Annotated in this window: 25 protein-coding genes, 2 tRNA genes and 1 pseudogene; 17 read left to right on the forward strand and 11 right to left on the reverse strand. The window is 72.4% G+C overall.

Annotation, left to right across the window (positions count from 1 at the left end):
- Positions 1-51: 51 nt before the first annotated feature.
- A complete protein-coding gene (locus ACZ56V_RS15265) occupies positions 52-513 on the reverse strand; it encodes an SSI family serine proteinase inhibitor (RefSeq protein ID WP_468942530.1) in 462 nt (153 codons plus the stop codon).
- A 180-nt stretch (positions 514-693) separates the two neighbouring features.
- On the opposite strand from ACZ56V_RS15265, the gene ACZ56V_RS15270 reads away from it, so the two are divergent.
- From ACZ56V_RS15270 to ACZ56V_RS15285, 4 genes and pseudogenes are all read left to right on the forward strand, one after another.
- Positions 694-784, forward strand: a tRNA-Ser gene (locus ACZ56V_RS15270).
- 192 nt (positions 785-976) lie between these two features.
- Positions 977-1,049, forward strand: a tRNA-Arg gene (locus ACZ56V_RS15275).
- A gap of 155 nt (positions 1,050-1,204) precedes the next feature.
- Positions 1,205-1,291 (forward strand): annotated as a pseudogene (locus ACZ56V_RS15280) (DNA mismatch repair protein MutT); the annotation flags it as partial.
- Between the two features lie 83 nt (positions 1,292-1,374).
- Positions 1,375-1,800, forward strand: a complete 426-nt coding sequence (locus ACZ56V_RS15285) for a DUF6234 family protein (protein ID WP_468942532.1) — start codon at positions 1,375-1,377, stop codon at positions 1,798-1,800.
- A 26-nt stretch (positions 1,801-1,826) separates the two neighbouring features.
- Here the strand turns inward: ACZ56V_RS15285 and ACZ56V_RS15290 are convergent, their stop codons facing one another.
- The gene (locus tag ACZ56V_RS15290; protein ID WP_467378643.1) at positions 1,827-2,258 is read right to left on the reverse strand and encodes a DUF6010 family protein; all 432 of its coding nucleotides are present in this window, start codon (positions 2,256-2,258) and stop codon (positions 1,827-1,829) included.
- Positions 2,259-2,483: 225 nt separating this feature from the next.
- On the opposite strand from ACZ56V_RS15290, the gene ACZ56V_RS15295 reads away from it, so the two are divergent.
- Positions 2,484-3,971, forward strand: a complete 1,488-nt coding sequence (locus tag ACZ56V_RS15295; RefSeq protein ID WP_356370339.1) for a peptidoglycan D,D-transpeptidase FtsI family protein — start codon at positions 2,484-2,486, stop codon at positions 3,969-3,971.
- A 60-nt stretch (positions 3,972-4,031) separates the two neighbouring features.
- On the opposite strand, the gene ACZ56V_RS15300 is transcribed toward ACZ56V_RS15295, so the two are convergent.
- Complete coding sequence (locus ACZ56V_RS15300) at positions 4,032-4,391, reverse strand: winged helix-turn-helix transcriptional regulator (RefSeq protein WP_356370342.1); 360 nt, start codon at positions 4,389-4,391, stop codon at positions 4,032-4,034.
- A gap of 106 nt (positions 4,392-4,497) precedes the next feature.
- Between ACZ56V_RS15300 and ACZ56V_RS15305 the strand changes: the two genes are divergently transcribed.
- Both ACZ56V_RS15305 and ACZ56V_RS15310 read left to right on the forward strand, forming a co-directional pair.
- Complete coding sequence (locus ACZ56V_RS15305) at positions 4,498-5,379, forward strand: DUF2797 domain-containing protein (protein WP_468942535.1); 882 nt, start codon at positions 4,498-4,500, stop codon at positions 5,377-5,379.
- Between the two features lie 72 nt (positions 5,380-5,451).
- Positions 5,452-6,396: an amidohydrolase family protein gene (locus ACZ56V_RS15310; protein WP_468942537.1), complete on the forward strand. Its 945-nt coding sequence runs from the start codon at positions 5,452-5,454 to the stop codon at positions 6,394-6,396.
- A 9-nt stretch (positions 6,397-6,405) separates the two neighbouring features.
- Here the strand turns inward: ACZ56V_RS15310 and ACZ56V_RS15315 are convergent, their stop codons facing one another.
- Together ACZ56V_RS15315 and ACZ56V_RS15320 are read right to left on the reverse strand one after the other, a co-directional pair.
- Positions 6,406-7,098 (reverse strand): metal-dependent transcriptional regulator, encoded by a 693-nt coding sequence (locus tag ACZ56V_RS15315; RefSeq protein WP_468942538.1) that lies wholly within the window; start codon positions 7,096-7,098, stop codon positions 6,406-6,408.
- Between the two features lie 8 nt (positions 7,099-7,106).
- Positions 7,107-7,640: a YbhB/YbcL family Raf kinase inhibitor-like protein gene (locus ACZ56V_RS15320; RefSeq protein ID WP_468942539.1), complete on the reverse strand. Its 534-nt coding sequence runs from the start codon at positions 7,638-7,640 to the stop codon at positions 7,107-7,109.
- Between the two features lie 148 nt (positions 7,641-7,788).
- On the opposite strand from ACZ56V_RS15320, the gene ACZ56V_RS15325 reads away from it, so the two are divergent.
- The 7 genes from ACZ56V_RS15325 (at position 7,789) to ACZ56V_RS15355 (ending at position 16,838) form a co-directional block, all read left to right on the forward strand.
- Complete coding sequence (locus tag ACZ56V_RS15325; protein WP_398911251.1) at positions 7,789-8,472, forward strand: GntR family transcriptional regulator; 684 nt, start codon at positions 7,789-7,791, stop codon at positions 8,470-8,472.
- 91 nt (positions 8,473-8,563) lie between these two features.
- Complete coding sequence (locus tag ACZ56V_RS15330; RefSeq protein ID WP_198601728.1) at positions 8,564-9,304, forward strand: response regulator transcription factor; 741 nt, start codon at positions 8,564-8,566, stop codon at positions 9,302-9,304.
- Complete coding sequence (locus ACZ56V_RS15335; RefSeq protein ID WP_468942541.1) at positions 9,301-10,923, forward strand: sensor histidine kinase; 1,623 nt, start codon at positions 9,301-9,303, stop codon at positions 10,921-10,923. The genes ACZ56V_RS15330 and ACZ56V_RS15335 overlap by 4 nt, the downstream gene beginning before the upstream one ends.
- Before the next feature lie 14 nt (positions 10,924-10,937).
- On the forward strand, positions 10,938-12,242 hold the full coding sequence (locus ACZ56V_RS15340; protein WP_468942543.1) for a bifunctional glycosyltransferase family 2/GtrA family protein: 1,305 nt from the start codon (positions 10,938-10,940) through the stop codon (positions 12,240-12,242).
- Positions 12,239-14,398 (forward strand): glycosyltransferase family 39 protein, encoded by a 2,160-nt coding sequence (locus ACZ56V_RS15345; RefSeq protein ID WP_468942545.1) that lies wholly within the window; start codon positions 12,239-12,241, stop codon positions 14,396-14,398. Before ACZ56V_RS15340 ends, ACZ56V_RS15345 begins: the two co-directional genes overlap by 4 nt.
- Before the next feature lie 58 nt (positions 14,399-14,456).
- A complete protein-coding gene (locus ACZ56V_RS15350; RefSeq protein ID WP_468942547.1) occupies positions 14,457-15,959 on the forward strand; it encodes an MFS transporter in 1,503 nt (500 codons plus the stop codon).
- Positions 15,960-16,079: 120 nt separating this feature from the next.
- Positions 16,080-16,838 (forward strand): TetR/AcrR family transcriptional regulator, encoded by a 759-nt coding sequence (locus ACZ56V_RS15355; protein WP_398911243.1) that lies wholly within the window; start codon positions 16,080-16,082, stop codon positions 16,836-16,838.
- A 103-nt stretch (positions 16,839-16,941) separates the two neighbouring features.
- Here ACZ56V_RS15355 and ACZ56V_RS15360 read toward each other — a convergent pair whose 3' ends face one another.
- Both ACZ56V_RS15360 and ACZ56V_RS15365 read right to left on the reverse strand, forming a co-directional pair.
- Positions 16,942-17,412 (reverse strand): PPOX class F420-dependent oxidoreductase, encoded by a 471-nt coding sequence (locus tag ACZ56V_RS15360; RefSeq protein ID WP_398911241.1) that lies wholly within the window; start codon positions 17,410-17,412, stop codon positions 16,942-16,944.
- A 9-nt stretch (positions 17,413-17,421) separates the two neighbouring features.
- Complete coding sequence (locus ACZ56V_RS15365) at positions 17,422-17,802, reverse strand: STAS domain-containing protein (RefSeq protein ID WP_467378620.1); 381 nt, start codon at positions 17,800-17,802, stop codon at positions 17,422-17,424.
- Between the two features lie 222 nt (positions 17,803-18,024).
- On the opposite strand from ACZ56V_RS15365, the gene ACZ56V_RS15370 reads away from it, so the two are divergent.
- Together ACZ56V_RS15370 and ACZ56V_RS15375 are read left to right on the forward strand one after the other, a co-directional pair.
- Positions 18,025-18,774, forward strand: a complete 750-nt coding sequence (locus ACZ56V_RS15370; protein WP_468942549.1) for an ANTAR domain-containing protein — start codon at positions 18,025-18,027, stop codon at positions 18,772-18,774.
- A gap of 18 nt (positions 18,775-18,792) precedes the next feature.
- Positions 18,793-19,524, forward strand: a complete 732-nt coding sequence (locus tag ACZ56V_RS15375; protein ID WP_468942551.1) for an ANTAR domain-containing protein — start codon at positions 18,793-18,795, stop codon at positions 19,522-19,524.
- Here the strand turns inward: ACZ56V_RS15375 and ACZ56V_RS15380 are convergent.
- From ACZ56V_RS15380 to ACZ56V_RS15390, 3 genes are all read right to left on the reverse strand, one after another.
- Positions 19,507-20,328, reverse strand: coding sequence for a YceI family protein (locus ACZ56V_RS15380; protein ID WP_398911233.1), 822 nt, complete (start codon positions 20,326-20,328; stop codon positions 19,507-19,509). The two genes, ACZ56V_RS15375 and ACZ56V_RS15380, sit on opposite strands and share 18 nt — an antisense overlap.
- Positions 20,329-20,437: 109 nt before the next feature.
- Positions 20,438-22,945 (reverse strand): MFS transporter, encoded by a 2,508-nt coding sequence (locus ACZ56V_RS15385; protein ID WP_467378615.1) that lies wholly within the window; start codon positions 22,943-22,945, stop codon positions 20,438-20,440.
- A gap of 85 nt (positions 22,946-23,030) precedes the next feature.
- A complete protein-coding gene (locus ACZ56V_RS15390) occupies positions 23,031-23,531 on the reverse strand; it encodes a MarR family winged helix-turn-helix transcriptional regulator (protein WP_356370383.1) in 501 nt (166 codons plus the stop codon).
- Positions 23,532-23,736: 205 nt separating this feature from the next.
- Between ACZ56V_RS15390 and ACZ56V_RS15395 the strand changes: the two genes are divergently transcribed.
- Positions 23,737-23,934, forward strand: a complete 198-nt coding sequence (locus ACZ56V_RS15395; protein ID WP_052836884.1) for a hypothetical protein — start codon at positions 23,737-23,739, stop codon at positions 23,932-23,934.
- A gap of 141 nt (positions 23,935-24,075) precedes the next feature.
- Here the strand turns inward: ACZ56V_RS15395 and ACZ56V_RS15400 are convergent, their stop codons facing one another.
- Entirely contained in the window at positions 24,076-25,032 is a 957-nt protein-coding gene (locus ACZ56V_RS15400; protein ID WP_398911228.1) for an RNA polymerase sigma factor SigF, read from the reverse strand.
- Positions 25,033-25,302: the final 270 nt, after the last annotated feature.

The raw sequence follows: 25,302 nt of genomic DNA on the forward strand, positions 1-25,302 counted from the left end.
GCCGTCCGGACCCGTCGTCCGAGGCCACACGCCCACGCCCGCGTCCCGCGCCTACGACCGGGCCGGGGCCCCGATCTCGGGCAGCAGCGGCACCATGCGGTCCCAGCGGGAGATCTCGCAGCCGTCGCGTCGGTCGTACGTCGCCTCGACGGGGCGGCCGGCCCAGGTGCCGGTGACGTGCGCGGTGGCGGGGCCGCCGTACTGCATGGTGCAGACGCTGCCCTCGGGCACCGGCGCGAAGGTGTCACGGCCCCACCTGGTGTCGCCCTCGACGACGGCGCAGGCGCCCTCGGGGTCGGGATGGTCGCCGGCGGCCGGGTGGCAGGACAGCTCGTACGTGCCGTCCATGCCGGGACCGGCGTCGCGGACGGTGATCGTGAGGCGGTCACCGTCCCGGGCACCGGGGCCGGTGACTGCGGCCGAGGGCGCGGCGCAGACGGAGGCGAGGGCGGCGGCGGACAGGGCGGCGGCGCCGAGGAGGCGGGCGGCGGGGGTGCGGGTCACCTGGAACATGACCTGACCAACGCGCGGGCCGCCCGGACGTTGCGCGACCGGCCGTGGACTACGCCGTAAGGGCTTTGCCCTGCGGCCCGCCCGCCTAGTACCGTAGGGGTCGATTGGTGACAGCGCGCTCAACTGTGTCATCATCGGCACGCGCCACTCGCGCTCGCACGCGAGGTGGTGATGTTGTCTGGAGGCGTCGCCTAGTCCGGTCTATGGCGCCGCACTGCTAATGCGGTTTGGGTTTTAAAGCCCATCGAGGGTTCAAATCCCTCCGCCTCCGCGCGATCACGGAAGCCCCGGCCCACACGGCCGGGGCTTCTGCGTTGCCGACAGCCCTCAGGCAGGCATTTGCCCAGGTCGCAAGGGGTGTGGCCAATGGATTTCACATGACGGCGGCAGTCATGTAATGTTCTTCCTGTCGCCGCGAGCGGGCCGGAAGGGCCGGGAGCGGCGGTAAAACTGAACAAGACAAGCACTCGTAGCTTAACGGATAGAGCATCTGACTACGGATCAGAAGGTTGCAGGTTCGAATCCTGCCGAGTGCACACAGATCAAAGGCCCCGCCGGTTATCCGGACGGGGCCTTTGGCATCAGCGGGTGACATCAGCGTGCCCGGTTGGCTTTGGAAGTCAGCTCGTTGCTTTGCCCACCTCGTAGATGGTCGGCCGATCCTCCGGGGCATGGCTGAGCATCAGCGGGAGAGGTGGCCGAGCTGCCCATGCATCACACCCAGCGGCTGCGGATTCGACACTTCTTGGAGAACCGAAACCGGCCGTACCTCGGCTGACCCATGCGAAGGGGGCGCGAAGCTCGGGAGCTGAGTAGCCGTACTCATGTGCGCGGCGCGCCGTGCGGGCCAGGGTGGCGGGTATGGAGCTGCCTGTCGCCCCGCCGGCGTTCGACGCCACCGTCGGTACCGCACGGAGGAGCCGTGCGGATCTTGGCGCCGACATCGGGGCCGGGTGCGGTCTCGTGCTCCTGGAGTTGCTCGCCTTGGCGGTGATCCTCGGGCTCTGGTTCCTGTCCGGGTTCAACCTCGACCCGGCGGAGAGCGTTCCGCCCGACCCCCTGGGGAATTACCTGGCCGCCGTCGGCGGAGTCGGGGTCCTCGCCGGGGCGGCGGCCGCGGTGGCCGCTCGGGTCAGGGCCGTGGTGACCGTGGTCGGCCAGGCCGTCATGGTCGGCCTGGTCTGCGTGGTCGTCTTCGGTGGCGTCGCGCTTCAGTCGCACCAGGACCAGCGGTGCCGTGACGTGCCGTCAGCGGCGGGCTGCACGGGGAGTGGTCGGAATCAGTAGTGGTCGGAATCAGTAGACGTAGGCCGTCAGGTGAGCATTCGCTCCTGGGGAGCGCGACGGCCCGGGAGGAGTTCGCGCAGGGGCGGGCCGCCGCGCAGGCACCACAGGGCGATGACCGGGTCGCAGATCGCGCAGCCCAGGGACGAGTCGTGGGCGAAGGGGAGGATCGGGCTGCCCTTCAGGTGGTGGACGACGTCCCACGCGGTGTGCAGCAGCCAGCCGATGCCGATGAACGTCCAGGACGTGAGGCCCCGGTAGGCGACGTACAGCATGAGCGCGCCGAAGGGCAGCTCCCAGGCGTCCAGGCCGCCGCCCGAGAAGTAGACGCCCCCGGCGCCGGCGACCCCGATGGCGTTCAGGGGCCGGCGGTGCGGGTCCGGGACGAGGGACAGCAGCAGGACGACGACGAGGCCGATGACGACCGGCATGACGTAGGGAAGGAGGCCGGCAAGGTTCATGCGGGCACGCTATGCAGGGCACGGGGCAGGTCCCAGTGGCAGGAGTGACACGTTCCGACGGATTGTCGCCGCCGGGACTCGACGGCCACGGGCGACGGGAGTCGGGCGACACGGCGGTCACGGGCGACCGGACGTGATGACGGTGCGCAACTTTGTCTAGGGTGAGCGCATGTTGAGAGGACCAGTCTTCATATCCGACCGGACGAGCCTCGACGGAGGCCGACGGTGAACAAGCCGCTGAGGGCCGTGGCGATCTTCTGCGGTCTGCTGGTGCTCGGCCTGCTGATCCGCGCGAACTGGCTGCAGTACGTCCGGGCCCCGGAGTTGGCCTCCGACACCGACAACCGGCGGGTGCAGATCGAGCAGTTCGCCACCCCGCGCGGCGACATCATCGTCGGTGGCCGGGCCGTCACCGGCTCCAAGGAGACCGAGACCACCGACCTCAAGTACAAGCGCACCTACGTCGACGGGCCGATGTACGCGCCGGTGACCGGATACGCCTCGCAGGCCCAGGGCATGACGCTGCTGGAGAAGACCTACGACGGCATCCTGACCGGCAAGGACGACCGGCTGGCCTTCCAGCGGTTCGCCGACGTGGTCAGCGGTGAGGGGCGGCGGGCCGGCTCGGTGGTCACCACCATCGACCCGAAGGCGCAGAAGGCCGCCTGGGACGGGCTGACCGACCTGAAGGGCGCCCGGGGGGCCGTGGTCGCGCTCGACCCGCAGACCGGGAAGGTGCTGGCGCTGGTCTCGGCGCCCTCCTACGACCCGTCCGCGTTCGCGGGCAGCACCTTCAAGGAGTCCGACCGCTTCGTGGCGCTGGACAAGAAGAAGAACAAGCCGCTGGCCAACCGCGCGCTGCGGGAGACCTACCCGCCGGGCTCCACCTTCAAGATCCTCACCGCCGCCGCCGCGCTGGAGCACGGGATCGTCACCGACGTCGACGCCCGCACGGACGCCGTCTCCCCGTACCCGCTGCCGCAGTCCACCAACAAGATCGGCAGTGAGGCCGGTGACGCGGTCTGCAACAAGGCCTCGATGAAGACCGCGATGCAGCACTCCTGCAACAACGTCTTCCTCGACGCCGCCTCCAAGCTGGGGCAGGACAAGATGCGCGAGACGGCCGAGAAGTTCGGCTTCAACGAGGACGTCTACTCCGACGACTTCGGCGACCTGCTCGCCAGCAAGAGCCTCTACCCCGAGGACCTCGACAAGCCCGGCACCGCGCTCACCGGCATGGGACAGGGCAGCCTCACCAGTACGCCGATGCAGATGGCCATGGTCACCGCCGGGATCGCCAACGACGGAAAGGTGATGCAGCCCTACGTCGTCGACGAGGTCAAGGGCCCGGACCTCGACACCCTGGAGAAGACCGAGCCCGCGGTGATGAGCGAGGCGGTCTCCGCCGAGACCGCGCAGAAGGTCCAGGAGATGATGGAGTTCACCGCCAAGGAGGGCAGCGCCCGCCGCGCCCAGATCGACGGTGTCACGGTCGGCGGCAAGACCGGTACCGCGCAGCGCGGTGTCAACGTGAACGACGAGGTGCCGTACGGCTGGTTCGTGTCCTACGGCAAGAAGGACGACGGGTCCTCCGTCGCGGTGGCCGTGTTCATCGACCCGACCGACATGGACATCTCCCGTGCGGACATCTCCGGTGGCGGGCTCGGCGCGCCCATCGCCAAGAGCGTCATGAAGGCGGTCCTGAAGTCGTGAAGCGGTCCTGAAGTCGTGAAGCGGTTCCCGGCGTCGTGACGCCGTCGGGGCGGCGGCGCGTCACGTCTGGTCCGCGTCGTACGCCCCCCGGGCCCGTTCGACCGCCGCCGTCCGGCGCTCCGTCCAGCGCGCGAGGTCCCGGACCTGTTCGGCGGCCTCGCGGCCGAGGTCGGTGAGGGAGTAGTCCACGCGGGGCGGGATCACGGGCTTGGCGTCGCGGTCGACCAGGCCGTCGCGCTCCAGTGTCCGCAGGGTCTGGGCCAGCATCTTCTCGCTGACCGAGCCGATCTCCCGGCGCAGTTCGCTGAAGCGGTAGGGGCGGTCGAGCAGAGCGATCAGGGCCAGGGTGCCCCAGCGGCTGGTGACGTGCTCCATGAGCAGTCGCTCGGGGCACATCGGTTCACTTTCTGCCATGGTCATACGGTACGTCCGGGCGGGCGCTCACCATGAGTGAGTGCCCGCCCGGACGTCGTCGCGGGCTCCTGTCACCGGCCGTTGTCAGTGGTGCCCTCTACTGTCGGTGGGGATGGCACAGGCATGGAAGTGCGCGGGGCTGCGGTGGGCGGCGGACGGTCCCGTGCTGACGTGGGTCGGGGGCCGGCGCAGTGTGCTGGCCCGGGGGAAGCGGGTGGCCTTCGCGGTCGCCGAGGGGGGTGTGCGGACGTGTGTGGGAGCACGGGGGAACGCGTGTCCGGTGCGGGCCGGTGTGGCCGGGCGGAGTACGGGGGCGCGGTGCGAGGAGTGCGCCCGGCTGGACCGGGCCCACTCCGTGGCCGCCGACACCATGGCGGACGATCCGCGGCCGTACCGCGTCTATCTGGCGTGGTTCGGTCCGGGCCTCGTCAAGGTGGGGATCACCGCATACGAACGGGGCTCCGCCCGGCTCCTCGAGCAGGGGGCCGTGTGCTTCAGCTGGCTGGGCCACGGGCCGCTGATGGCCGCGCGCCGCACCGAGGAGCTGCTGCGGGCCGCGCTGGGCGTGCCCGACCGCATCCCGTACGCCCACAAGCGCGCGGTGCGGGCCGCGCTGCCCGAGTCGGAGGCGGAGCGGACGGCCGAGATCGCCGGGCTGCACGCGCGGGCGGCGGCGCTCGGCGGCTGGCCGGAGGCGCTGACGCCGGAGCCGTTCCGGGGCGTCGACCACGCGGGTGTCTTCGGCATCACGGGGGCGGAGCGGGGGCCGGCCGCCGTGGCGGAGGTGGCCGAGCTGGTGGCGGGCGGGGCGATCGGGGGTGAGCTGGTGGCCGCCGCCGGGCCGGATCTGCATCTGGCCACGGAGCGCGGGGTCGTCGTGCTCGACACCCGGCTGATGACGGGGTGGGAGCTGCTGGCCGCCGGGGGTGAGCCGTGCGCCGTGCCCCTGCGGGAGCTCAGACGAGCGGCCGGAGTACAGGACGGCCTGTTCTGACCTCGTCTCCCGAGCGTCCCCTCCCCCCTCGCCCCCCTTGTCCAGGCGAGCGCGCGGCGACATCGTGGCCGCATGAGTGATCACGAGGCGGGGCAGGTCCGCCGGTTCTGGGAGGGGCTCGGGCTGCCCGGGCTGATCGACGTGCACACGCACTTCATGCCCGAGCGGGTGCTGCGCAAGGTCTGGGCCTACTTCGACGCCCTCGGGCCGCTGACCGGCGGGGTCGAGTGGCCGATCACCTACCGGCACCAGGAGGACGAACGCGCGGAGCTGCTGCGCGCGTTCGGGGTGCGGGCCTTCACCGCGATGCTCTACCCGCACAAGGCGGGCATGGCCCAGTGGCTGAACGGCTGGGCGGTGGACTTCGCCCGCCGCACCCCCGACTGCCTGCACACCTCCACCCTCTTCCCCGAGCCGGGCGTCGAGACGTACGTCCGCCGGGCCGTCGAGGCCGGGGCGCGGGTCTTCAAGGCACATGTGCAGGTGGGGGCGTACGACCCGGCCGACGAGCTGCTCGACCCGGCGTGGGGCGTGCTCGCCGAGGCGGGGGTCCCGGTCGTCGTGCACTGCGGTTCGGGCCCGGCGCCCGGCAAGCACACCGGGCCCGAGCCGATCGCGCGGGTGCTGGCGCGGCACCCGCGGCTGCGGCTGGTCGTCGCGCACCTCGGGATGCCCGAGTACGAGGACTTCCTGGACCTCGCCGAGCGGTACGGGGAAGTGCGGCTGGACACGACCATGGCGTTCACCGACTTCAGCGAGCGTCTCGCGCCCTTCCCGCGCCGCGCGCTGCCCCGGCTGGCGGACTTGGGCGACCGCGTCCTGCTCGGTACCGACTTCCCCAACATCCCGTATCCCTACCTGCACCAGCTGCACGCCCTGGAGCGGCTGGAGCTGGGGGACGAGTGGCTGCGCGGGGTGTGCCACGACAACGCGGCCCGGCTCTTTGGGCTGCCAGGGAGCCAGACGAGCCGGACGAGCATGGAGGACCACGGGAGCCAGGAGGGCCGGCGGAGCTGAGGTGCGGGCTCAGAGCGGGGCGACGAAGACGTGCGCGGCGGTCCGCGCCGGGAGCCGGGCGGTCCGGTCGCCGCCGCCGACCGTCACGCCGCCTGACCACGCCGTGACGCTCACGACCGCGCCCGGCCGCACCCCGGCCCGCCGCAGGGCGGACAGCACCCCGCGGTCGGTCTGGACCGGCTCCCCGATGCGCCGGACGACCGCGCTCGTGCCGTCCGGCCCGGGTCGCAGGTCACCGAGGCTGACCGCGCTCCCGGCGGGGTGCGGGACCGCGGTGTCCCTGCCGCCCAGTTCCGCCAGGCCCGGGATCGGATTGCCGTAGGGCGACTCGGTCGGGTGCCGCAGCAGGCGCAGGAGGCGGCGTTCGACGGCCTCGCTCATCACGTGCTCCCAGCGGCACGCCTCGGCGTGCACCTGCTCCCACTCCAGGCCGATCACGTCGACGAGCAGGCACTCCGCGAGGCGGTGCTTGCGCATCACGCGCGTCGCCAGCCGCCTGCCCGTGTCGGTCAGCTCCAGGTGCCGGTCGGCGGCGATCCGCAGCAGCCCGTCGCGTTCCATGCGGGCGACGGTCTGGCTCACGGTGGGGCCGCTCTGGTCCAGGTGCTCGGCGATGCGGGCGCGCAGCGGGACCACACCCTCCTCCTCCAGTTCCAGGACCGTGCGGAGGTACATCTCCGTGGTGTCGATGAGCCTGGACACGGGGTGGGTCAGGCCGGGGTCTCGGCGGTGGCGGTCAGGACCGCGCGGCCGAGGACGTGCCCGGCCATGGTGAAGCCGAGGAGCGCGGGGGTGGCGTCGACCGGGACGCCGATGGACTCGACGTCGAGGGCGTGCACCACGACGAAGTAGCGGTGCGGGCCGTGCCCGGCCGGCGGGGCGGCGCCGATGTAGCGGGCGGCGCGGGCGTCGTTGGGGAGCTGGAAGGCGCCCTCGGGCAGGCCCGAGCCGGTGTCGTCGCCGGCGCCCTCGGGCAGTTCGGTGACGGTGGCGGGGATGTCGGCGACCGCCCAGTGCCAGAAACCGGACCCGGTGGGGGCGTCGGGGTCGTAGACGGTGACGGCGTAGCTCCTGGTCCCCTCCGGCGCGCCGCTCCACGACAGCTGCGGGGAGAGGTCCTTGCCGCCGGGGACGCCGGAGGAGTGCTGGGCGTCCGGCCAGGGGGCGCCGTCGCTGACGGTGGTGCTGGTGAGGGTGAAGGAGGCCGCCTCGGGGAGGCGGGCGAACGGGTTGTTGGCGCTCATCGCGTCGTTTTCCTTTCGGGTGGGCCGGCCCCGTGGGCCGTGCCGGGCCGTGCCGGGGCCGTGTGCGGGGCGGGCGACCGTGTCGGCCACCGCGATCGACCATAACACTGATAATCGATTATTCAAGGGATCGTCTATGCTGCCTTCCATGACTCAGACCGGCCCCACCTCGCCCCCGCCGACGGGGAAGCGGATGCTCTCCGAGCAGGTCTACGCACACCTGCGGGACGCGATCATGCGCGGCGACCACGCCCCCGGCGCCGCCCTCAAGCCGCAGGACCTCGCCAAGGAGCAGGGCGTGAGCCTGGCCGTGGTGCGCGAGGCCCTCGTCCGGGTGGTCGGCGACGGGCTCGCCGACCGGCTGCCCAACCGCGGCTTCGCCGTCCCGGCCTACTCCGACCGCCGCTGGCAGGAGATCGCGGAGGCCCGCCGCACCATCGAACCGGTCCTGCTGCGCATGTCCGTCGAGCGCGGCGACGTCGACTGGGAGGCCCGGGTGCGCGCCGCCCACCACCGGCTGTCCCGCACGCCCGCCTACACGCCGGAGGAGGGCGAGTACTACAGCGAGGCGTGGTCCGAGGCGCACCGGCTCTTCCACCGCGCCCTGATGGAGGGCTGCGGCAACCCCGTCCTGCTGGAGACCTTCGACCGGCTGTGGACGGCGAGCGAACTGGCCCGCCGCTGGTCGACGCACCGCAATCCCGGCCGGGACGGCGTCGAGGAGCACCGCAGGCTGGAGGAGGCGGCGCTGGCCCGCGACGCCGACACCGCGGCCGAGGTACTGGTCCGCCACCTCACGCTCACGGCAGAGGGGCTGACCGGCGAGGCCTGAAGGGCGTGCCCGAGACGCGTCCGCGGGTTTCTCAGAGAAATCACAGCTTGGGGAAAGGGCCCTCTCAGAGCGCTCCGACATGGTGTCCGCCATGACCACGATCTCGCCCCAGGGGCGCACCGAACTGCTGAGGCCGGACGGGAGCCCCGTCCGGGTGCTTGTAGTGGACGACGAGCAGTCCATCACCGAACTGCTGTCCATGGCCCTGCGCTACGAGGGCTGGCAGATCCGCAGCGCCGGGGACGGCCACGGCGCCGTCCAGACCGCCCGCGACTTCCGGCCCGACGCCGTCGTCCTGGACATGATGCTGCCCGACATGGACGGCCTGAGCGTGCTGGGGCGGCTGCGCCGCGACCTGCCGGACGTGCCGGTGCTGTTCCTGACCGCCAAGGACGCCGTCGAGGACCGGATCGCCGGGCTGACCGCGGGCGGGGACGACTACGTCACCAAGCCGTTCAGCCTGGAGGAGGTCGTCGCCCGGCTGCGCGGACTGATCCGCCGCTCCGGTGCCGCCGACCGGCGCTCCGACTCCGTCCTCGTGGTCGGCGACCTCACCCTCGACGAGGACAGCCACGAGGTCACCCGCGGCGGCGACGGCATCCACCTCACCGCCACCGAGTTCGAACTGCTGCGCTTCCTGATGCGCAACCCGCGGCGGGTGCTGAGCAAGGCGCAGATCCTGGACCGCGTGTGGTCCTACGACTTCGGCGGCCAGGCCAACGTCGTGGAGCTGTACATCTCCTACCTGCGCCGGAAGATCGACGCGGGGCGCGAGCCGATGATCCACACCCGGCGCGGCGCCGGATACCTGATCAAGCCCGCGGTGTCATGAGCCGCAGGCGACGACCGCGGCCGCGGACCCTGCGGACGCGGCTCGTCGTCGCGTCCGTGGCGCTGATCGCGGTGGTCTGCGCGGTGATCGGCACGGTGACGACGGTGGCGCTGCGCTCGCACCTGTACGAGCAACTGGACGGGCAGGTGGGCGAGGTCGTGCGGCGTGTGTCCGGCTTCGGGCCGCCGGGCGAACCGGGCCCCGGCGGCGGAGTGAAGCAGCGGATGGACCTCGGCGATTTCGTCACGCACGGCGGACCGCAGCCGCGCGACACGATCGTCGCCGAGACGCGGGACGGTGCCGTCGTCGACGCCAAGTACGGCAAGAAGGACGACGAGAGCACGGACCCAAGCAGGACGACGGCGGTCTCCCTCGACGAGGCCCAGCGCACCGCGCTCGCCTCCGTCCCCCGGGACGGCGGGGCGCACACCGTCGAGATCCCCGGCCTCGGCGACTACCGCGTCGAGTACCACGACGGCTACTACGCCGCCCTGCCCACCTCCGACGTCACCGAGACCATCAACACCCTGGTCCTCGTGGAGGCCAGCGTCACCGCCGCCGGTCTCGTCGCCGCCTCCCTCGCCGGAGCCGTCATCGTCGGCGTCGCCACCCGCCCCCTGCGCCGGGTCGCCGCCACCGCCGGCCGGGTCTCCGAACTCCCGCTGCACGCGGGCGAGGTGAACCTCGACGAACGGGTCCCGGAGTCCGAGTGCGACCCGCACACCGAGGTCGGCCGGGTCGGTTCCGCGCTCAACCGGCTGCTGGACCACGTCCACGGAGCCCTGCACGCCCGGCAGCAGAGCGAGACGCGGGTACGGCAGTTCGTCGCCGACGCCAGCCACGAACTGCGCACCCCCCTCGCCTCCATCCGCGGCTACGCCGAACTCACCCGCCGGGGACGCGAACAGGTCGGCCCCGACACCCGGCACGCGCTGGGCCGCATCGAGTCCGAGGCCGGCCGCATGACCCTGCTGGTCGAGGACCTGCTGCTGCTGGCCCGCCTGGACGCCGGACGGCCGCTGGAGTTCGGGCGCACCGACCTCGTACCGCTCGTCGTGGACACCGTCAGCGACGCCCGCGCGGCCGGTCTCGACCACACCTGGCGGCTCGACCTGCCCGACGAACCGGCCCTGGTGTCGGCGGACCCGGCCCGGCTCCAGCAGGTGCTGGTCAACCTGCTGGGCAACGCACGCAACCACACCCCGCCGGGCACCACCGTCACGGCGCGCGTGCGACGCGACGGGGCCTGGCTCTGCGTGGACGTGGTGGACAACGGGCCGGGCATCCCCGCCGAGTTGCTGCCGCGCGTCTTCGAACGGTTTGCCCGCGGGGACTCCGCGCGATCCCGCGCGACCGGCTCGACGGGCCTCGGACTCGCCATCGTGCAGGCCGTGACGACCGCGCACGGCGGCGGCGTGACGGTCGACAGCGCGCCGGGCCGGACGGTCTTCACCGTGTATCTCCCCGTGGTCCACGACCGGTCCCTGCCCGTGGTCCACGACCGGTCCCTGCCCGTGGTCCACGACCGGTCCCTGCCCGTGGTCCACGACCGGCCGGACCGGCGGGCGCATTCACAGGCGCAGCACAGTCCCACCACACGGGTGCGACAGGGGAGTTGAGAAGAGTCGGTCCCATGCGAACCGACTCTTCTCCCGGCTCCCTGCCGGCGCGGGAGCACCTCCCGGCCGCAGGAGCCGGTACGCCTGTCCTGGACGTAGTGGTCCCCGTCTACAACGAGGAGAAGGACCTCGGGCCCTGCGTCCGGAGACTGCACGAGCACCTCACCCGGACGTTCCCGTACGCCTTCCGCATCACGGTCGCGGACAACGCCTCCACGGACGGCACCCCGCACGTCGCGGCCCGCCTGGCGGCCGACCTCGCCGCCGTCAGGTCCGTCCGGCTGGAACAGAAGGGGCGCGGCCGGGCCCTGCGCACCGTCTGGTCGGCCTCGGACGCACCGGTCCTCGCCTACATGGACGTGGACCTCTCCACCGACCTGAACGCGCTGCTGCCGCTGGTGGCGCCGCTGATCTCCGGTCACTCGGACCTCGCGATCGGCTCCCGGCTCGCCCGCAGCGCGCGGGTGGTGCGCGGCGCCAAGCGGGAGTTCATCTCCCGCGGCTACAACCTCATCCTGCGCGGCTCCCTCCAGGCCCGCTTCTCCGACGCCCAGTGCGGCTTCAAGGCGATCCGCCGGGACGTGGCCCAGGTGCTGCTGCCGCTGGTGGAGGACACCGGCTGGTTCTTCGACACCGAGATGCTGGTGCTCGCCGAGCGCGCCGGCTGCCGGATCCACGAGGTGCCGGTCGACTGGGTCGACGACCCGGACTCCACCGTGCACATCGTGCGGACGGCGACCGAGGACCTCAGGGGCGTGTGGCGGGTCGGCAAGGCCCTGGCCACCGGTTCGCTGCCGCTGGACCGGCTGGCCCGCCCCTTCGGCGACGACCCGCGCGACCGCGACCTGACCGGCGTACCGCAGGGCCTGGCCCGGCAACTCGTCGGCTTCTGCGTCGTCGGCGTCCTGTCCACCCTCTTCTACCTCCTCCTCTACAGCGGCTTCCGCCACTTCACCGGCTCCCAGCTCGCCAACGCGCTCGCCCTGCTGGTCTCGGCGGTCGCCAACACCGCCGCCAACCGGCGGCTGACCTTCGGGGTACGGGGCCGGGGCGGCGCCGTGCGGCACCAGGCGCAGGGGCTGGTCGTCTTCGGCATCGGACTCGCGCTGACCAGCGGTTCGCTGGCCGCCCTGAGCGCGGCGACGGCCGATCCGGACCACTCCACCGAGCTGGCGGTGCTGATCGCCGCCAACCTCGCGGCCACCGTGCTGCGCTTCCTGCTCTTCCGCGCCTGGGTGTTCCCCGACACACCGCCCACGGCCCCCTCCCCGGAACCTCACCTCCCGGACCCGCAGCGCACCTGGAGCGACGCCCGATGACGACGCACTACGACCCGGCCACGCACGCCGACGGCACCAGCGCCCCCGCCGACGAGCGCGTGGGACCGTCGCCCGCCCACCGGCAGCCCCGGTGGTCCCGGCCCGGCCGGGTGTGGCGCGGCCGCCCCGAGGACCCGCGCTGGGTACGCCCCGCCTTCCTCGGCCTCCTGCTGGCCACCGCCCTCCTCTACCTCTGCAACCTGAGCGCCTCCGGCTACGCCAACTCCTTCTACTCGGCCGCCGTGCAGGCGGGCAGCCAGTCCTGGAAGGCGTTCTTCTTCGGCTCGCTCGACGCCGGCAACGCCATCACCGTCGACAAGCCCCCGGCCGCGCTGTGGCCGATGGCGCTGGCGGTGCGGATCTTCGGCCTCTCCTCCTGGTCGGTCCTCGTCCCCGAGGTGCTGATGGGGGTGGGCACGGTCGCCGTCGTGTACGCGGCCGTGCGCCGCCGGTTCAGCCCCGCGGCCGGACTCGTCGCGGGCGCCGTCCTCGCGCTCACCCCGGTCGCGGCGCTGATGTTCCGGTTCAACAACCCGGACGCGCTGCTCGCCCTGCTGATGTCCGCCGCCTGCTACCTCGTCGTACGGGCGCTGGAGGACGGCCGGACCAAGTGGCTGGTGTGGGCGGGCGTCGCGATCGGCTTCGCGTTCCTCACGAAGACCCTGCAGGCCTTCCTGATCCTGCCCGCCCTCGCCCTCGTCTACGGCGTCTGCGCACCGGTGCGGCTCGGGAAGCGCCTTGGGCAGCTCGCGCTGGCGACCGCCGCGATCGTCGTCTCCGGCGGCTGGTGGGTCGCGGTCGTCGAGCTGTGGCCGGCCTCGTCGCGCCCGTACATCGGCGGGTCGCAGAACAACAGCTTCCTGGAGCTGACCTTCGGCTACAACGGCCTCGGGCGCCTCAACGGCGAGGAGACCGGCAGCGTCGGTGGCGGGGGCGGCGGCATGGGCGGCGGTGGCGGTGGCGGGCAGTGGGGCGAGACCGGCTGGGACCGCATGCTCAACTCCGAGATCGGCGGCCAGATCTCCTGGCTGCTCCCGGCCGCCCTGATCCTGCTCGTCGCGGGCCTGCTCGCCACGCGCCGCGCCGGCCGCACGGACACCGCGCGCGCGTCCCTCCTGGTCTGGGGCGGCTCGCTGCTGATGACCACGGCCGTCTTCAGCTACATGGCCGGCATCTTCCACCAGTACTACACGGTGGCCCTCGCGCCGTACCTGGCGGCCGTGATCGGCATGGGCGCCGCGACCCTGTGGGAACGCCGCGAGCGTCCCTGGGCGTCGCTCGCCCTCGCCGCCGCCGTCACGGCGAGCGCGGCCTGGGGCTACGTCCTGCTCGACCGGACGCCCGACTACCTCCCCTGGCTGAGGGTGCCGGTCCTGGTCGGCGGCCTGGTCGCCGCGCTCGGGCTGGTCTTCGCCGGGCGGGTGGGGCGGCGGACCGCCCTCGCGGCGGCCGGGCTCGGCCTCGTGGCGTCGCTGGCCGCGCCCACCGCGTACACGCTCAGCACCGTGCGGGAGGGGCACAGCGGCTCCATCGTCACGGCCGGTCCGGCCGGCGCGAGCATGGGCGGCCGCCCCGGCGGTGGCGGCGGCCCCGGGGGCGGCGGCTTCCCGGGCGGCGGGAACCCACGCGGCCAGGGCCAGGGGCAGACCCAGGGCGGCCCCGGAGGTGGCTTCCCCGGCGGCGGCACCGCCCCGGGCGCCGGGGGCACCAACCAGAACGGTCAGAACGGCCGGACGCCGAACACCCCGGCCGGCGAAGGTGGCCGCATGGGTGCGGGCGGCGGCATGGGCGGCCTGCTCGACGGCGCCGAAGTCGGCTCCGAGGCGAAGAAGCTGCTGGAGACCGACGCCGACGCGTACACCTGGGCCGCCGCCGCGATCGGCTCCCAGAACGCCGCGAGCTACCAGCTCGGCACCGGCGACCCCGTGATGGCGATCGGCGGCTTCAACGGCACCGACCCGTCACCGACCCTGGCCCAGTTCAAGCAGTACGTGGCGGACGGGCGGATCCACTACTTCATCGGCGGCGGTACAGGCGGCGGCAGGGGCGGCGACTCCGGCACCGCGTCGCAGATCACCTCGTGGGTCGAGGCCAACTTCAAGGAGGTCACGGCCGGCTCGGCCACCTTCTACGACCTCACCTCGCCGACGGACTGATCCCCTCCGGACGATGCGCCGTTGTACAGCGTATAGGGAGACCTATACGCTGTACAACATGACGACATCACCCCAGGAATCCGCCAAGGAGCGGGGAGCCGCACCCCCGGTCCAGGGCCACCCGCAGCGCTGGCTGATCCTCGGTGTCATCAGCCTCGCCCAGCTCACGGTGGTCCTGGACAACACCGTGCTGAACGTGGCCATCCCCTCGCTCACCGACGAGCTGGGCGCGGCCACCTCCGACATCCAGTGGATGATCAACGCCTACTCGCTCGTCCAGTCCGGCCTGCTGCTCACCGCGGGCAGCGCGGCCGACCGGTACGGCCGCAAGAAGATGCTGGCCACCGGCCTCGCCCTGTTCGGGATCGGCTCGCTGGCGGCCGGACTCGCGGACACCACCGGCCAGCTGATCGCGGCGCGGGCCGGCATGGGCATCGGCGGCGCCCTGCTGCTGACCACCACGCTCGCCGTGGTCATGCAGATCTTCGCGCCCGCCGAGCACGCCAAGGCCATCGGCATCTGGAGCGCGGTCAGCGCGCTCGGCTTCGCCTGCGGTCCGCTGATCGGCGGTTTCATGCTGGACCACTTCTGGTGGGGCGCGATCTTCCTGATCAACCTGCCGGTGGTGGCCCTCGGCCTGGTCGCGGTCGTGGCCCTGGTCCCGGAGTCGAGGAACCGGCAGGGCGACCGGCCCGACCTGCTGGGCGCCGTCCTCTCCACGATCGGCATGGCCGCGCTGGTCTACGCGATCATCTCCGGCCCGGGGCACGGCTGGACGTCGGGACGGGTCCTGGCCACGGCCGCCTTCGCCGTGGGCGTGCTCGCCCTCTTCGCCTACTGGGAGAGCCGCGTCCCGTACCCGATGCTCGATCTCACCTTCTTCCGCGACCAGCGGTTCACCGGCGCGGTGGCCAGTCTCGTGCTGATCGCCTTCGGCATGGGCGGTGCACTGTTCCTGCTCACCCAGCACCTGCAGTTCGTCCTCGGGTACGGCCCGCTGGAGGCCGGGCTGCGGACCGCGCCGCTGGCCCTGACGGTGGTGCTGCTGAACTTCTCCGGGGTCTCGGCCAAGTGGCTGGCCAGGCTCGGCACGCCGGTGACGGTGCTGCTGAGCATGGTGCTGATGGCGGCGGGCCTGGTGGCCATCGCCACGCTGACCGGGCAGGGTTACGCCGGCACGCTGCTGGGGCTGCTGCTGATCGGCGTGGGGTGCGCGCTCGGCAACCCGGCCATGGCCCACGCGCTGATGAGCGCGATCCCGCCGGCCAGGGCGGGCGTAGGCGCGGGCGTCAACGGCACGCTGGCGGAGTTCGGCAACGGCCTGGGGGTGGCCGTGCTGGGCGCGGTGCTGACCTCGCGGTTCGCGGCCCTGGCCCCCGTATCGGCGACGTCGCTGCCCGCGGCGCTGGCTTCGGCGGAGGGTGAGGGCGAGCGGGGGCGGGTGCTGGACGCGTTCTCCTCCGGAGTGGGGAGCAGTCAGTTGGGGGGGGCGGTGGCGGTGTTGCTGGGCGGTGTGGTGGCGGCGGTGTTGTTGCGGCGGGCGGAACGGGTGGGCGCCTGAGAGCTTGGGGTGCGGGGCAGTTGTGCGGCTGCGACGCCGTTGTGGCTGGTCGCGCCGTTCCCCGCGCCCCTGAGGGGGCGCCTAGCATGACCGGTGAGGGCGAGAGCGAGGTAGGTGCGCATGGCGAAGGCAGGGCGGGAGGGGCCGCGGGACAGTGTGTGGCTGTCGGGGGAGGGGCGGCGCGGTGGGCGCCGTGGCGGCCAGCCGTCCGGGCTCGACCGGGACAGGATCACCGGGGTCACCGTCCGGCTGCTGGACGCCGAGGGCCTGACCGGGTTCTCCATGCGTCGCCTGGCCGCCGAGCTGAACGTCACCGCGATGTCCGTGTACTGGTACGTGGACACCAAGGACCAGCTGCTCGAACTCGCCCTGGACGCCGTCTTCGGCGAGCTGCGCCACCCGGACCCGGACGCCGGCCTCGACTGGCGCGAGGAGCTGCGCGCGCTGGCCCGGGAGAACCGGGCGCTGCTGGTGCGCCACCCCTGGACGTCCCGGCTGGTCGGCACCTACCTCAACATCGGGCCGCACTCGCTGGCGTTCTCCCGGTCGGTGCAGAACGTCGTGCGCCGCAGCGGGCTGCCCGCGCACCGTCTGACCGGCGCCATCTCCGCCGTCTTCCAGTTCGTCTACGGCTACGGCACCATCGAGGGCCGTTTCCTCGCCCGGGTGGCGGACACCGGGCTGAGCCCCGAGGAGTACTACCAGGACTCGATGAGCGCGGCGACCGAGCTGCCGGACACCGCGGGCGTCATCGAGGACGCCCAGGACATCATGGCGGCCCGGGGCGGCGACACCGTCGCGGAGATGCTGGACCGGGACTTCGAATTCGCCCTCGACCTGCTCGTCGCGGGCATCGACGCCATGGTCGGACGGGACTGACCGGGCGCCGGTCGCACGCCCCGGCCGAGAGCCCTCACGCGCCCCGGCCGAGGGCCCCCACGCGCCCCGGCCGAGGGCCCTCACGCGCCCCGGCCGAGAGCCCTCAGTCGTCCGCCGCCAGCCGCGCCGGGAACCCGCCCGTCGCCACCGGTCCCCACTTCTCCGGCGTCACCCGGATGATGGACTTGCCCTGCTCGACCATGGCCTGCCGGTACTCGTCCCAGTCGGGGTGCTCGCCGGAGATGTTGCGGAAGTACTCCACGAGCGGCTCCACGGAGTCGGGCGCGTCGACGACCTCCGCGGTGCCGTCGACCTGGACCCACGGGCCGTTCCACTCGTCGCTGAGCACGATGAGGCTGACCCGCGGGTCACGGCGCGCGTTGCGGGTCTTGGCCCGCTCGGGGTAGGTCGAGACGACGATCCGGCCGGCGTCGTCGACCCCGCAGGTCAGCGGCGACCCCTGCGGGCTGCCGTCGGCCCGCCGGGTCAACAGGATCGCCCGGTGCCGGGGGCGTACGAAGTCCAGCAACTCGGCCAGGGAGACACGGGTGTTCGTCGCGATGTTCGGTGCCATGCCGCCAGCCTAGGGCGCCGTCCCGCACTCCGTGCGCAGCGCCTCCGCGAGGTTGTCGTGGACCGGCACGTCGCGGCGGAGTCCGGAGAGTTCCAGGACGCGGCTCGGCACGCCCTTCGGGGCGGCCACCACGCGCAGCAGGGCCCCGTCGGGCAGCCGGTGGCGCACGGCGGCGATCAGACGGACCCCCTGGGAGTCCATGAAACGGGTCGCGGAGAGGTCCAGGACGAGCAGGCGCAGTCCGTCGGAGCGCTGCTCCACGGCGGTCGTGATCAGGGGCAGCAGCCCCGAGGCGTTGCAGAAGTCGATCTCGCTGGGCATCGCGAGTACGGCGCACCCGGGTGGATCACAGGGCTCACACGGTTCGCAGGACTGGGGAGGGAAGGTCACAGCACTCACCTGACAGACGTCCGTCGGGCTTCCGGCCGGGCCGCTTCCTGACCCGCTGCCCATTCCACCATGCCGCGGGGCGGCGCGGAAGGCGCACCGTCCGCCCGGTCCGCCGACCGAGCGTCACCTGCACGCAACCGAGCAGCTAAAGTGCTGTTCGTCCTGTGCTCGCAGTCGGGAATGTGCTGCGGAGCTCTCCTGCGCACGGCCGTGAGGCCGCGCTTGCCGAAGAGGTTCGTGGTGGCTGCGTCCGAATTTACTGATTTGCCGCGTTTTCCGGTGGGCTTCGAGCTGGCCGAGGCGCTGACCGCGGCGGCTCAGCACCTGCACGGGACGGGCACCCCCCACGACACCATGAACACCGCCGTCTCTCTGGCGGTACGCCTGCTGCCCGACGCCGAGCACGCGGGCATCTCGGAGATCCAGCGCGGCGGCCGGCTGCGCACCCTGGCCTGGACCGACGAGGCCGTGCGCTTCGCCGCCGAGCCCCGGCAGGGCGGCCACACCCCGCACCCGGACTGGGAGCGCCTGTGGACCACGCCCGTGGTGCGCACGGACGACAGCGAGGCCGACGGCGGCGGCAACGTCCTGTCCGGACTCGGCCTGCGCTCGGCGCTGTCCCTGCGGCTGCGCGCCGACCGGCGCCGCCTGACCGTGCTGACCGCCTACGCCCGCAAGCCGCAGGCCTTCGACGACGACGCCACCCGCGTCGGGCGGCTGTTCGTCGCGCACGTCTCCCTCGCCCTGGACTCGGCGACCGTGCGCGAGCAGCTCACCGAGGCGATGCGCACCCGGGACCTGATCGGTCAGGCCACCGGCATCCTGATGGAGCGGCTGGACATCGACGCGGCCGGTGCCTTCGACTCCCTGGTGAAGGCCTCGCAGCGGGAGAACGTGAAGCTGCGCGACCTGGCCCGCCGCATCGTCGACGCGAACTCCGCCTCTGGTGGACGAGGTGTGACCGAACGGTGAGGGGACATCCGTACGGTCATGACCCCGCAGATCACGGACACGGCCACGGCCACGGACCCGAGCACGCAGACGCTTGACCACGCCCTCGCCCGCACCCAGGGCCTGGACACCCTGCTGCGTGACCTGACCGACCGGGCGGTCCAGCAGGTGCCGGGCGCCGACGCCTGTTCGGTCACGGTGCGCCGCGCCGACCGGCTGATGACGCTGGCGGGCAGCACCGGCCTGCCCAGCGGCCTGGACCTGCGCCAGTACGAGAACGGCTCGGGCCCCTGCGTGGACGCCGCCGAGACGGGGAGCGCGCAGTACTCCCCGGACCTGGCGACCGAGACCCGCTGGCCCGCGTACACGGAGTACGCGCTGGCCACCGGCGCGCGCTGTGTGCTGGCGCTGCCGCTGGCCGTCGAGGGCGAGACGGGCGCCGCGCTCAACCTCTACGGCATCGAGCCCGGCTCCCTGGCCCAGGGACTGGACGCGGCCGGCGCCTTCGCGGAGCGGGCCGCGGACGCGGTGAACGAGGCCCTGCGCATCGAGCGGGAAGGGGCCTCGGCGGCCGACGTGCGCACCGCCCTGCTCTCCCGCAGCGTCATAGACCAGGCGGTCGGCATGCTGATGGCCCGGGAGCGCATCGACGCCCACCGGGCCATGGAGCGGCTGCGCCGGTCCTCACAGGACCGGAACGTCAAGCTCCGGGACCTGTGCGCCCAGGTGGTGGCCCGGGCGACCGGCGGTGCGTCACACCGCGGGCAGTGACTCCCCCTGGACCGCCTGGATGTCCAGCTCGACCCTGAGTGTCGTGCCGATGGCGGCGATGCCGGCCTGGACGACCTGGTTGTAGTTCATGGCGAAGTCCTCGCGGTGCAGTTCCGTCGTCGCCCGGAAGGCCGCCCGGGTGCCGCCCCAGGGATCGGCGCCGGTGCCGAGGTAGGCCAGGTCCAGGTCGACCTCGCGGACGACCCCGTGCAGGCCCAGCTCGCCGTGGACGGTCCAGCGGTCCGGACCGGCCTCGCTCACTCCGGTGGAGCGGTAGGTGATCTCCGGGTAGCGCTCGACGTCCAGGAAGTCGGCCGAGCGCAGGTGGGTGTCGCGCATGCCGTTGCCGGTGTCGATCGAGGCCGCCCGGATCACCGCCTCCACCCGGGACTTGGTGACGTCGTCCGGCGCGATCTCGACGGTGGCGGTGAAGTCGGTGAAGCGGCCGCGCACGCTGGAGATGCCCAGGTGCTGGGCGACGGCGGCGACACCGGAGTGCGCCGGGTCGACCGTCCACGGCCCCGGCGGCGGCAGTTCGGTGCCGCCCTGGCGGGCCAGCGTCACCGTGCCGACCTCGGCCCGTCCGCTCGCGGTGACGATCGCGCTGGAGGCGGCCGGCGCGTAGCCGACCGCGGTGACGATGACGGTGTACGCCCCCGGCGTCAGCTCGGTGGTGTCCCGTACGGCCCCCTCGGTGTCCGCCTCGGCGCGCAGCACCTGCGTGCCGGTCATGTCGGTCACCGTGACGACCGCGTGCGACACGGCCCATCCGTCCCGCGTTCGGATCCTCGCGGTCAGTCCCATCCGGTTTTCTCCCTGCAAAGGCTCAGAAAGTGGTCGTAAAGAAACCGGCCCGTGGTGGGCGGGCGCACCTCCGCTCAGAGCGCGCACGCCACCACGGGCCGGGGTTCTGCTACTCGCCGGGGTGGGCGAGCTCGATGTCGTGACCGTCGGCACCGGGTCCGGCGACCGTCAGGGCGGTGGCCACCGGCGGGTAGCCGGTCGCGATGACGGTGTACTCACCGGCGTCCAGGTCGGTGAAGGCGTACGCCCCGTCCGCCCCGGTGGTGGCCGTGCCGATCACGTTGCCCGCCGCGTCCACCAGGGTGACCCGGGCGTCGGCCAGCGGACCGTGCGGTGCCCGCACGACGCCCTGGACCTGGGCCCCGGCCTGGAGGTCGACCTCGACGCGGGTGACGCCGGTGCCGCCCACCTCCAGCGGCAGGGCACGGGGCCGGTAGCCGGCGGCGTTGACCGCGACGGTCACCGGGCCCGGCACCAGCTCGGTGAAGGCGAACTCGCCCTGCTCACCGGTGGCGGCGCTGGCCAGCAGGTCCCCGCGCACGTCGGTGACGATCACCATGGCGTCCTTGACCGGCAGCCCGCTCTCCACGGCACGGACCAGGCCGGTGAGCCCGCTGGTGCCGCTGAGCAGGATGTCGTAGGCGACCGGCTCGTCGTTGACGACGATGGTGGAGGCCTGCGGCTGGAAGCCGTCGGCGGAGGCGATCAGCACGTACGACCCGGCGCCCGGGGCGTCGACGGCGTAGGAGCCGTCGGCCTGGGCGACGGACCGGCCGAGCTGGCGGCCGGCCAGCGAGATCAGCGTGACCGCGGCCTGCGGGACCGGCGCGGACTCGGCGCCGCGGACGAAGCCGCGCACCGCGATGCCGCCGGAGACGGGCGCCTGCGGTTCACCGGAGCCGGTCGTCGTGGCGACGGCGGCCAGTCGCTGCGTGGTGGCCGGGGCGGCCGAGGTGTCCGAGACCGCCGAGGCGGCCGGATCACCGGCCGGCGAGGCCGACACGGACGCCATCGCGGCGGCCGGAACCGGCTCGTCGGCGACGCGGACGGCCTCCGCCGGGGTGCCCGCCACCAGCGGGGAGGACTCGGCCGAGGACTCCGCGGCCTGGGCGAGGGCGCCCTTGGTCCGCAGCGGGACCTCCTTGATGAACAGCGTCACCAGGAAGGCGAGCAGGGCGATCGGCGCGACGATCAGGAAGATGTCCGCGATGCCGTGCCCGTAGGCGCTCTCCAGCCATTCACGGATGCCGGGGGGCAGCAGGTCCATGTCGGGGATCGAGCCGCCGCCGGAGGCCTTGGCCGCCGCCGCCTGCTCCTGCGGGCTGAGCGAGCCGATGGTGTCCGAGGCGTAGTGGCTGATCCGGGTCGACATCACGGAGCCGAGCACCGAGACACCCACCGCGCCACCGAGGGACCGGAAGAAGGTGACCGTGGAGGACGCGGCACCCAGGTCGCTCGGGTCCACCTGGTTCTGCGTGCAGAGCACCAGGTTCTGCATCATCATGCCGACGCCGAGACCCATCAGCGCCATGAAGATGCCGATGTGCCAGTAGGGGGTGTCGTAGCGCATGGTGCCGAGCAGGCCCAGGCCCGCGGTCAGCAGCACGCCGCCGGCCAGCAGCCAGCCCTTCCACTTGCCGGTCTTGGTGATGATCTGACCGGAGACCGTGGACGAGATGAACAGGCCGCCGATCATCGGGATCGTCATGACACCCGACATGGTCGGGGACTTGTCCCGGGCCAGCTGGAAGTACTGGCTGAAGTAGACGGTGCCCGCGAACATCGCGATACCGACGAACAGCGAGGCCAGCGAGGCCAGGGTGATGGTGCGGTTCTTGAACAGGCGCAGCGGGATGATCGGCTCGCTGGCCTTCGACTCGACGAGCAGGAAGAGCAGCGTCAGCACGACCGCGCCGCCGACCATGGCGCCGGTCTGCCAGGACATCCAGTCGTACTTGTCGTCCGCGAAGGTGACCCAGACGAGCAGCAGGCAGACGGCCGCGGTGACGAAGAAGGCGCCGGCCCAGTCGACCTTGACCTTCCGCTTGAGCACCGGCAGGTGCAGCGTCTTCTGCAGCACGATCAGCGCGAGGATCGCGAAGGGCACGCCGACGTAGAGGCACCAGCGCCAGCCGAGCCAGCTGGTGTCGGTGATGACGCCGCCGAGCAGCGGACCGCCGACGGTGGCGACGGCGAAGGTGGCGCCGAGGTAGCCGGAGTAGCGCCCGCGCTCACGCGGGGCGATCATCGCGGCCATGATGATCTGCGCCAGGGCGGACAGACCGCCGGCGCCCAGGCCCTGGATGGCCCGCGCGGTGATCAGCATCGCGGGGTTCTGCGCCAGACCGGCCACGACGGAGCCGATGACGTAGACGATCAGGGCTATCTGGACCAGGGCCTTCTTGCTGAACAGGTCCGCGAGCTTGCCCCACAGGGGGGTGGAGGCGGTCATCGTCAGCAGCGAGGCCGTGACGACCCAGGTGTAGGCGCTCTGGCCGCCGCCGAGGTCACCGATGATCTCGGGCAGGGCGTTGGTGACGATGGTCGAGGACAGGATCGCGCAGAACATGCCGAGCAGCAGCCCGGACAATGCCTCCATGATCTGCCGGTGCGTCATCGGAGCGTCTCCGGAGGAGCCTCCCCCGTGCTTGGCATGAGCCCGCACACCGGCTGGTGTGGTCGTTGCCATGGACTTCCTTTACTTACGTGGTGATCGCGGGTGTACGGGTGGACTGTTCGTCCCCGGACAGTGCGGGAGGCCGGGCCGCGGGGGCCCGGCAGTCGTCGAAGCTGGCCCTGAGGCGGGCCATGAGCCGGGAGAGCTGGCCGACCTCGTCGTCGGACCAGTCGCTCAGGCGGTGGGAGAGCAGTTGGGTGGTCCGCTCGGCGATCTCGTCGAGCTGGTCCTGCCCGGCGGCCGTCAGGCGCAGGATGCGCGAGCGCTTGTCCGCGGGGTCGGGAAGACGTTCGATCCAGCCCCGCTCGGCGCCGTGGGCGACGTGGCGGCTGGTGACCGACATGTCGACCGCGAGCAGCTCCGCGAGCTTGCTCATGCGCATGTCCCCGTGCCGGCCGAGCAGCGTCAGTACGGCGACGGACCCGCCGGGACAGTCGGACGGCAGCAGCCGTCCCATCTCCCGCTTCACGGCACCGAAGGCGCTGAACTGGCGGATCAGCTCCTCGTACTGCGCCCTCTCGGCCATGCGCACCTCCCGATTCGTTGCTTAGGGCAACCATAGGATCAGTTAGTTGCTACAGGCAAACAAAATCGGTCGGTGCGGCATAAAAAGTTGGCAAAGGCAAGTATTGCGAAAGTAAATGCGCAGGTGGTAAGGGGTGGGCCGGGTCAAGGGGGCTGGGCGGCCCCGCACTTGGGCCGCACTCGCGGATTCGCTAGTGTCTCGGCCCATGGCTAACACCCAGGGCCCCCAGGGCAATAACGACCCCGCAGGCAGCACCCAGATGTTCCGCGCGTTCGTCGACGACGCCCCGCAGAGCCGGCAGGCGGCCCCCGCCGCCTCGTCCGGGCCCCGCGTCGGCCTGATCGTCGGCATCGTGGCCGCCGTGATCGTCGTCGCGGCCGTCGCCTGGCTGGCGCTCGGCTAGAACCGGCACCGGGCCCCTCCGGTAGTACCCGGCACCGGGCCCCTCCGGCCGGTACCGGCGCGGACGAAGACGACCGCCGCGGCACCCCCGAGGTGCCGCGGCGGTCGCCGCGCTGTCCTGCCGGCCGTCCCGGTGCGGGCCTCAGTCGGAGATGAGACCCTCGCGCAGCTGCGACAGGGTGCGGGTGAGCAGCCGGGAGACGTGCATCTGCGAGATGCCGACCTCCTCGCCGATCTGCGACTGGGTCATGTTGGCGAAGAAGCGCAGCATGATGATCCGCCGCTCCCGGGGCGGCAGCTTGGCCAGCAGCGGCTTGAGGGACTCGCGGTACTCCACGCCCTCCAGCGCCGTGTCCTCGTAGCCCAGGCGGTCCGCCAGCGAGCCCTCGCCGCCGTCGTCCTCCGGGGCCGGTGAGTCCAGCGAGGAGGCGGTGTAGGCGTTGCCGACCGCGAGGCCGTCGACGACGTCCTCCTCGGACACGCCGAGGACGGCGGCCAGCTCACCCACGGTCGGGGAGCGGTCCAGCTTCTGCGCCAGCTCGTCGCTGGCCTTCGTCAGGGCCAGGCGCAGCTCCTGGAGGCGGCGCGGGACGCGCACCGACCACGAGGTGTCGCGGAAGAACCGCTTGATCTCGCCGACGACGGTCGGCATGGCGAACGTCGGGAACTCCACGCCCCGTTCGCAGTCGAAGCGGTCGATCGCCTTGATCAGGCCGATGGTGCCGACCTGGACGATGTCCTCCATCGGCTCGTTGCGGGAGCGGAAGCGCGCGGCGGCGTAGCGCACCAGCGGGAGGTTGAGCTCGATCAGGGTGTCCCGGACGTAGGCACGCTCGGGGCTGTCCTCGTCGAGGGCGGCGAGCCGCAGGAACAGGGAGCGGGACAGGGTGCGGGTGTCGATGGCCCCCGTGGCCGGAAGGGCCTGGGCCGGCACGGCGTCGAGGTCCGGCACGGCGTCGCCGGCCTGAGTGCCGTCGACGGGGCCGACGGAGTCGATGGGGCCGACGGGCTCGACGACGGCGAGCGCCTCGATCGAGTCGGGCGCGGTCTCGCTCTCCGCGAGCGCGAGCACCTTCGAGCTGCCCTGTTCTGCGGACATGCCACCCCCTTTGGGTCGCGGGACGGTCGCGGCACACGCTCCCACGCCGGGAACGCAGCCTTCACCTGAATACCGGAGCCGAAGCTCCCGCAAACGCGTCTCCGGCAGAATGTCACATGTCGGCAACGCGCTGTAGTGACATGTCGACATCTGAGATGCGAATACCCCCTGGAAACAGGGGGTCTGATGGGCTTTCAGCCCGATTCCGTCCGCAACGGCCCTGGTGAGCGATTCGCTCTCGTCGGTGACCCCTCGCTCGCGCTTTCGACT

The organism is Streptomyces sp. NPDC034099 (genome assembly GCF_055575415.1).

What these genes read in the sequence shown, in the direction of transcription:
- ACZ56V_RS15340 (WP_468942543.1), top strand. Translation starts at nt 10,938, where the DNA reads ATGCGAACCGACTCTTCTCCCGGCTCCCTGCCGGCGCGGGAGCACCTC.
- ACZ56V_RS15375 (WP_468942551.1), top strand. Translation starts at nt 18,793, where the DNA reads ATGACCCCGCAGATCACGGACACGGCCACGGCCACGGACCCGAGCACG.
- ACZ56V_RS15265 (WP_468942530.1), bottom strand. Translation starts at nt 513, where the DNA reads ATGTTCCAGGTGACCCGCACCCCCGCCGCCCGCCTCCTCGGCGCCGCC.
- ACZ56V_RS15355 (WP_398911243.1), top strand. Translation starts at nt 16,080, where the DNA reads ATGGCGAAGGCAGGGCGGGAGGGGCCGCGGGACAGTGTGTGGCTGTCG.
- ACZ56V_RS15380 (WP_398911233.1), bottom strand. Translation starts at nt 20,328, where the DNA reads ATGGGACTGACCGCGAGGATCCGAACGCGGGACGGATGGGCCGTGTCG.
- ACZ56V_RS15320 (WP_468942539.1), bottom strand. Translation starts at nt 7,640, where the DNA reads ATGAGCGCCAACAACCCGTTCGCCCGCCTCCCCGAGGCGGCCTCCTTC.
- ACZ56V_RS15310 (WP_468942537.1), top strand. Translation starts at nt 5,452, where the DNA reads ATGAGTGATCACGAGGCGGGGCAGGTCCGCCGGTTCTGGGAGGGGCTC.
- ACZ56V_RS15300 (WP_356370342.1), bottom strand. Translation starts at nt 4,391, where the DNA reads ATGACCATGGCAGAAAGTGAACCGATGTGCCCCGAGCGACTGCTCATG.
- ACZ56V_RS15285 (WP_468942532.1), top strand. Translation starts at nt 1,375, where the DNA reads ATGGAGCTGCCTGTCGCCCCGCCGGCGTTCGACGCCACCGTCGGTACC.
- ACZ56V_RS15330 (WP_198601728.1), top strand. Translation starts at nt 8,564, where the DNA reads ATGACCACGATCTCGCCCCAGGGGCGCACCGAACTGCTGAGGCCGGAC.
- ACZ56V_RS15335 (WP_468942541.1), top strand. Translation starts at nt 9,301, where the DNA reads ATGAGCCGCAGGCGACGACCGCGGCCGCGGACCCTGCGGACGCGGCTC.
- ACZ56V_RS15395 (WP_052836884.1), top strand. Translation starts at nt 23,737, where the DNA reads ATGGCTAACACCCAGGGCCCCCAGGGCAATAACGACCCCGCAGGCAGC.
- ACZ56V_RS15400 (WP_398911228.1), bottom strand. Translation starts at nt 25,032, where the DNA reads ATGTCCGCAGAACAGGGCAGCTCGAAGGTGCTCGCGCTCGCGGAGAGC.
- ACZ56V_RS15360 (WP_398911241.1), bottom strand. Translation starts at nt 17,412, where the DNA reads ATGGCACCGAACATCGCGACGAACACCCGTGTCTCCCTGGCCGAGTTG.
- ACZ56V_RS15345 (WP_468942545.1), top strand. Translation starts at nt 12,239, where the DNA reads ATGACGACGCACTACGACCCGGCCACGCACGCCGACGGCACCAGCGCC.
- ACZ56V_RS15290 (WP_467378643.1), bottom strand. Translation starts at nt 2,258, where the DNA reads ATGAACCTTGCCGGCCTCCTTCCCTACGTCATGCCGGTCGTCATCGGC.
- ACZ56V_RS15390 (WP_356370383.1), bottom strand. Translation starts at nt 23,531, where the DNA reads ATGGCCGAGAGGGCGCAGTACGAGGAGCTGATCCGCCAGTTCAGCGCC.
- ACZ56V_RS15325 (WP_398911251.1), top strand. Translation starts at nt 7,789, where the DNA reads ATGACTCAGACCGGCCCCACCTCGCCCCCGCCGACGGGGAAGCGGATG.
- ACZ56V_RS15385 (WP_467378615.1), bottom strand. Translation starts at nt 22,945, where the DNA reads ATGACGCACCGGCAGATCATGGAGGCATTGTCCGGGCTGCTGCTCGGC.
- ACZ56V_RS15305 (WP_468942535.1), top strand. Translation starts at nt 4,498, where the DNA reads ATGGCACAGGCATGGAAGTGCGCGGGGCTGCGGTGGGCGGCGGACGGT.
- ACZ56V_RS15350 (WP_468942547.1), top strand. Translation starts at nt 14,457, where the DNA reads ATGACGACATCACCCCAGGAATCCGCCAAGGAGCGGGGAGCCGCACCC.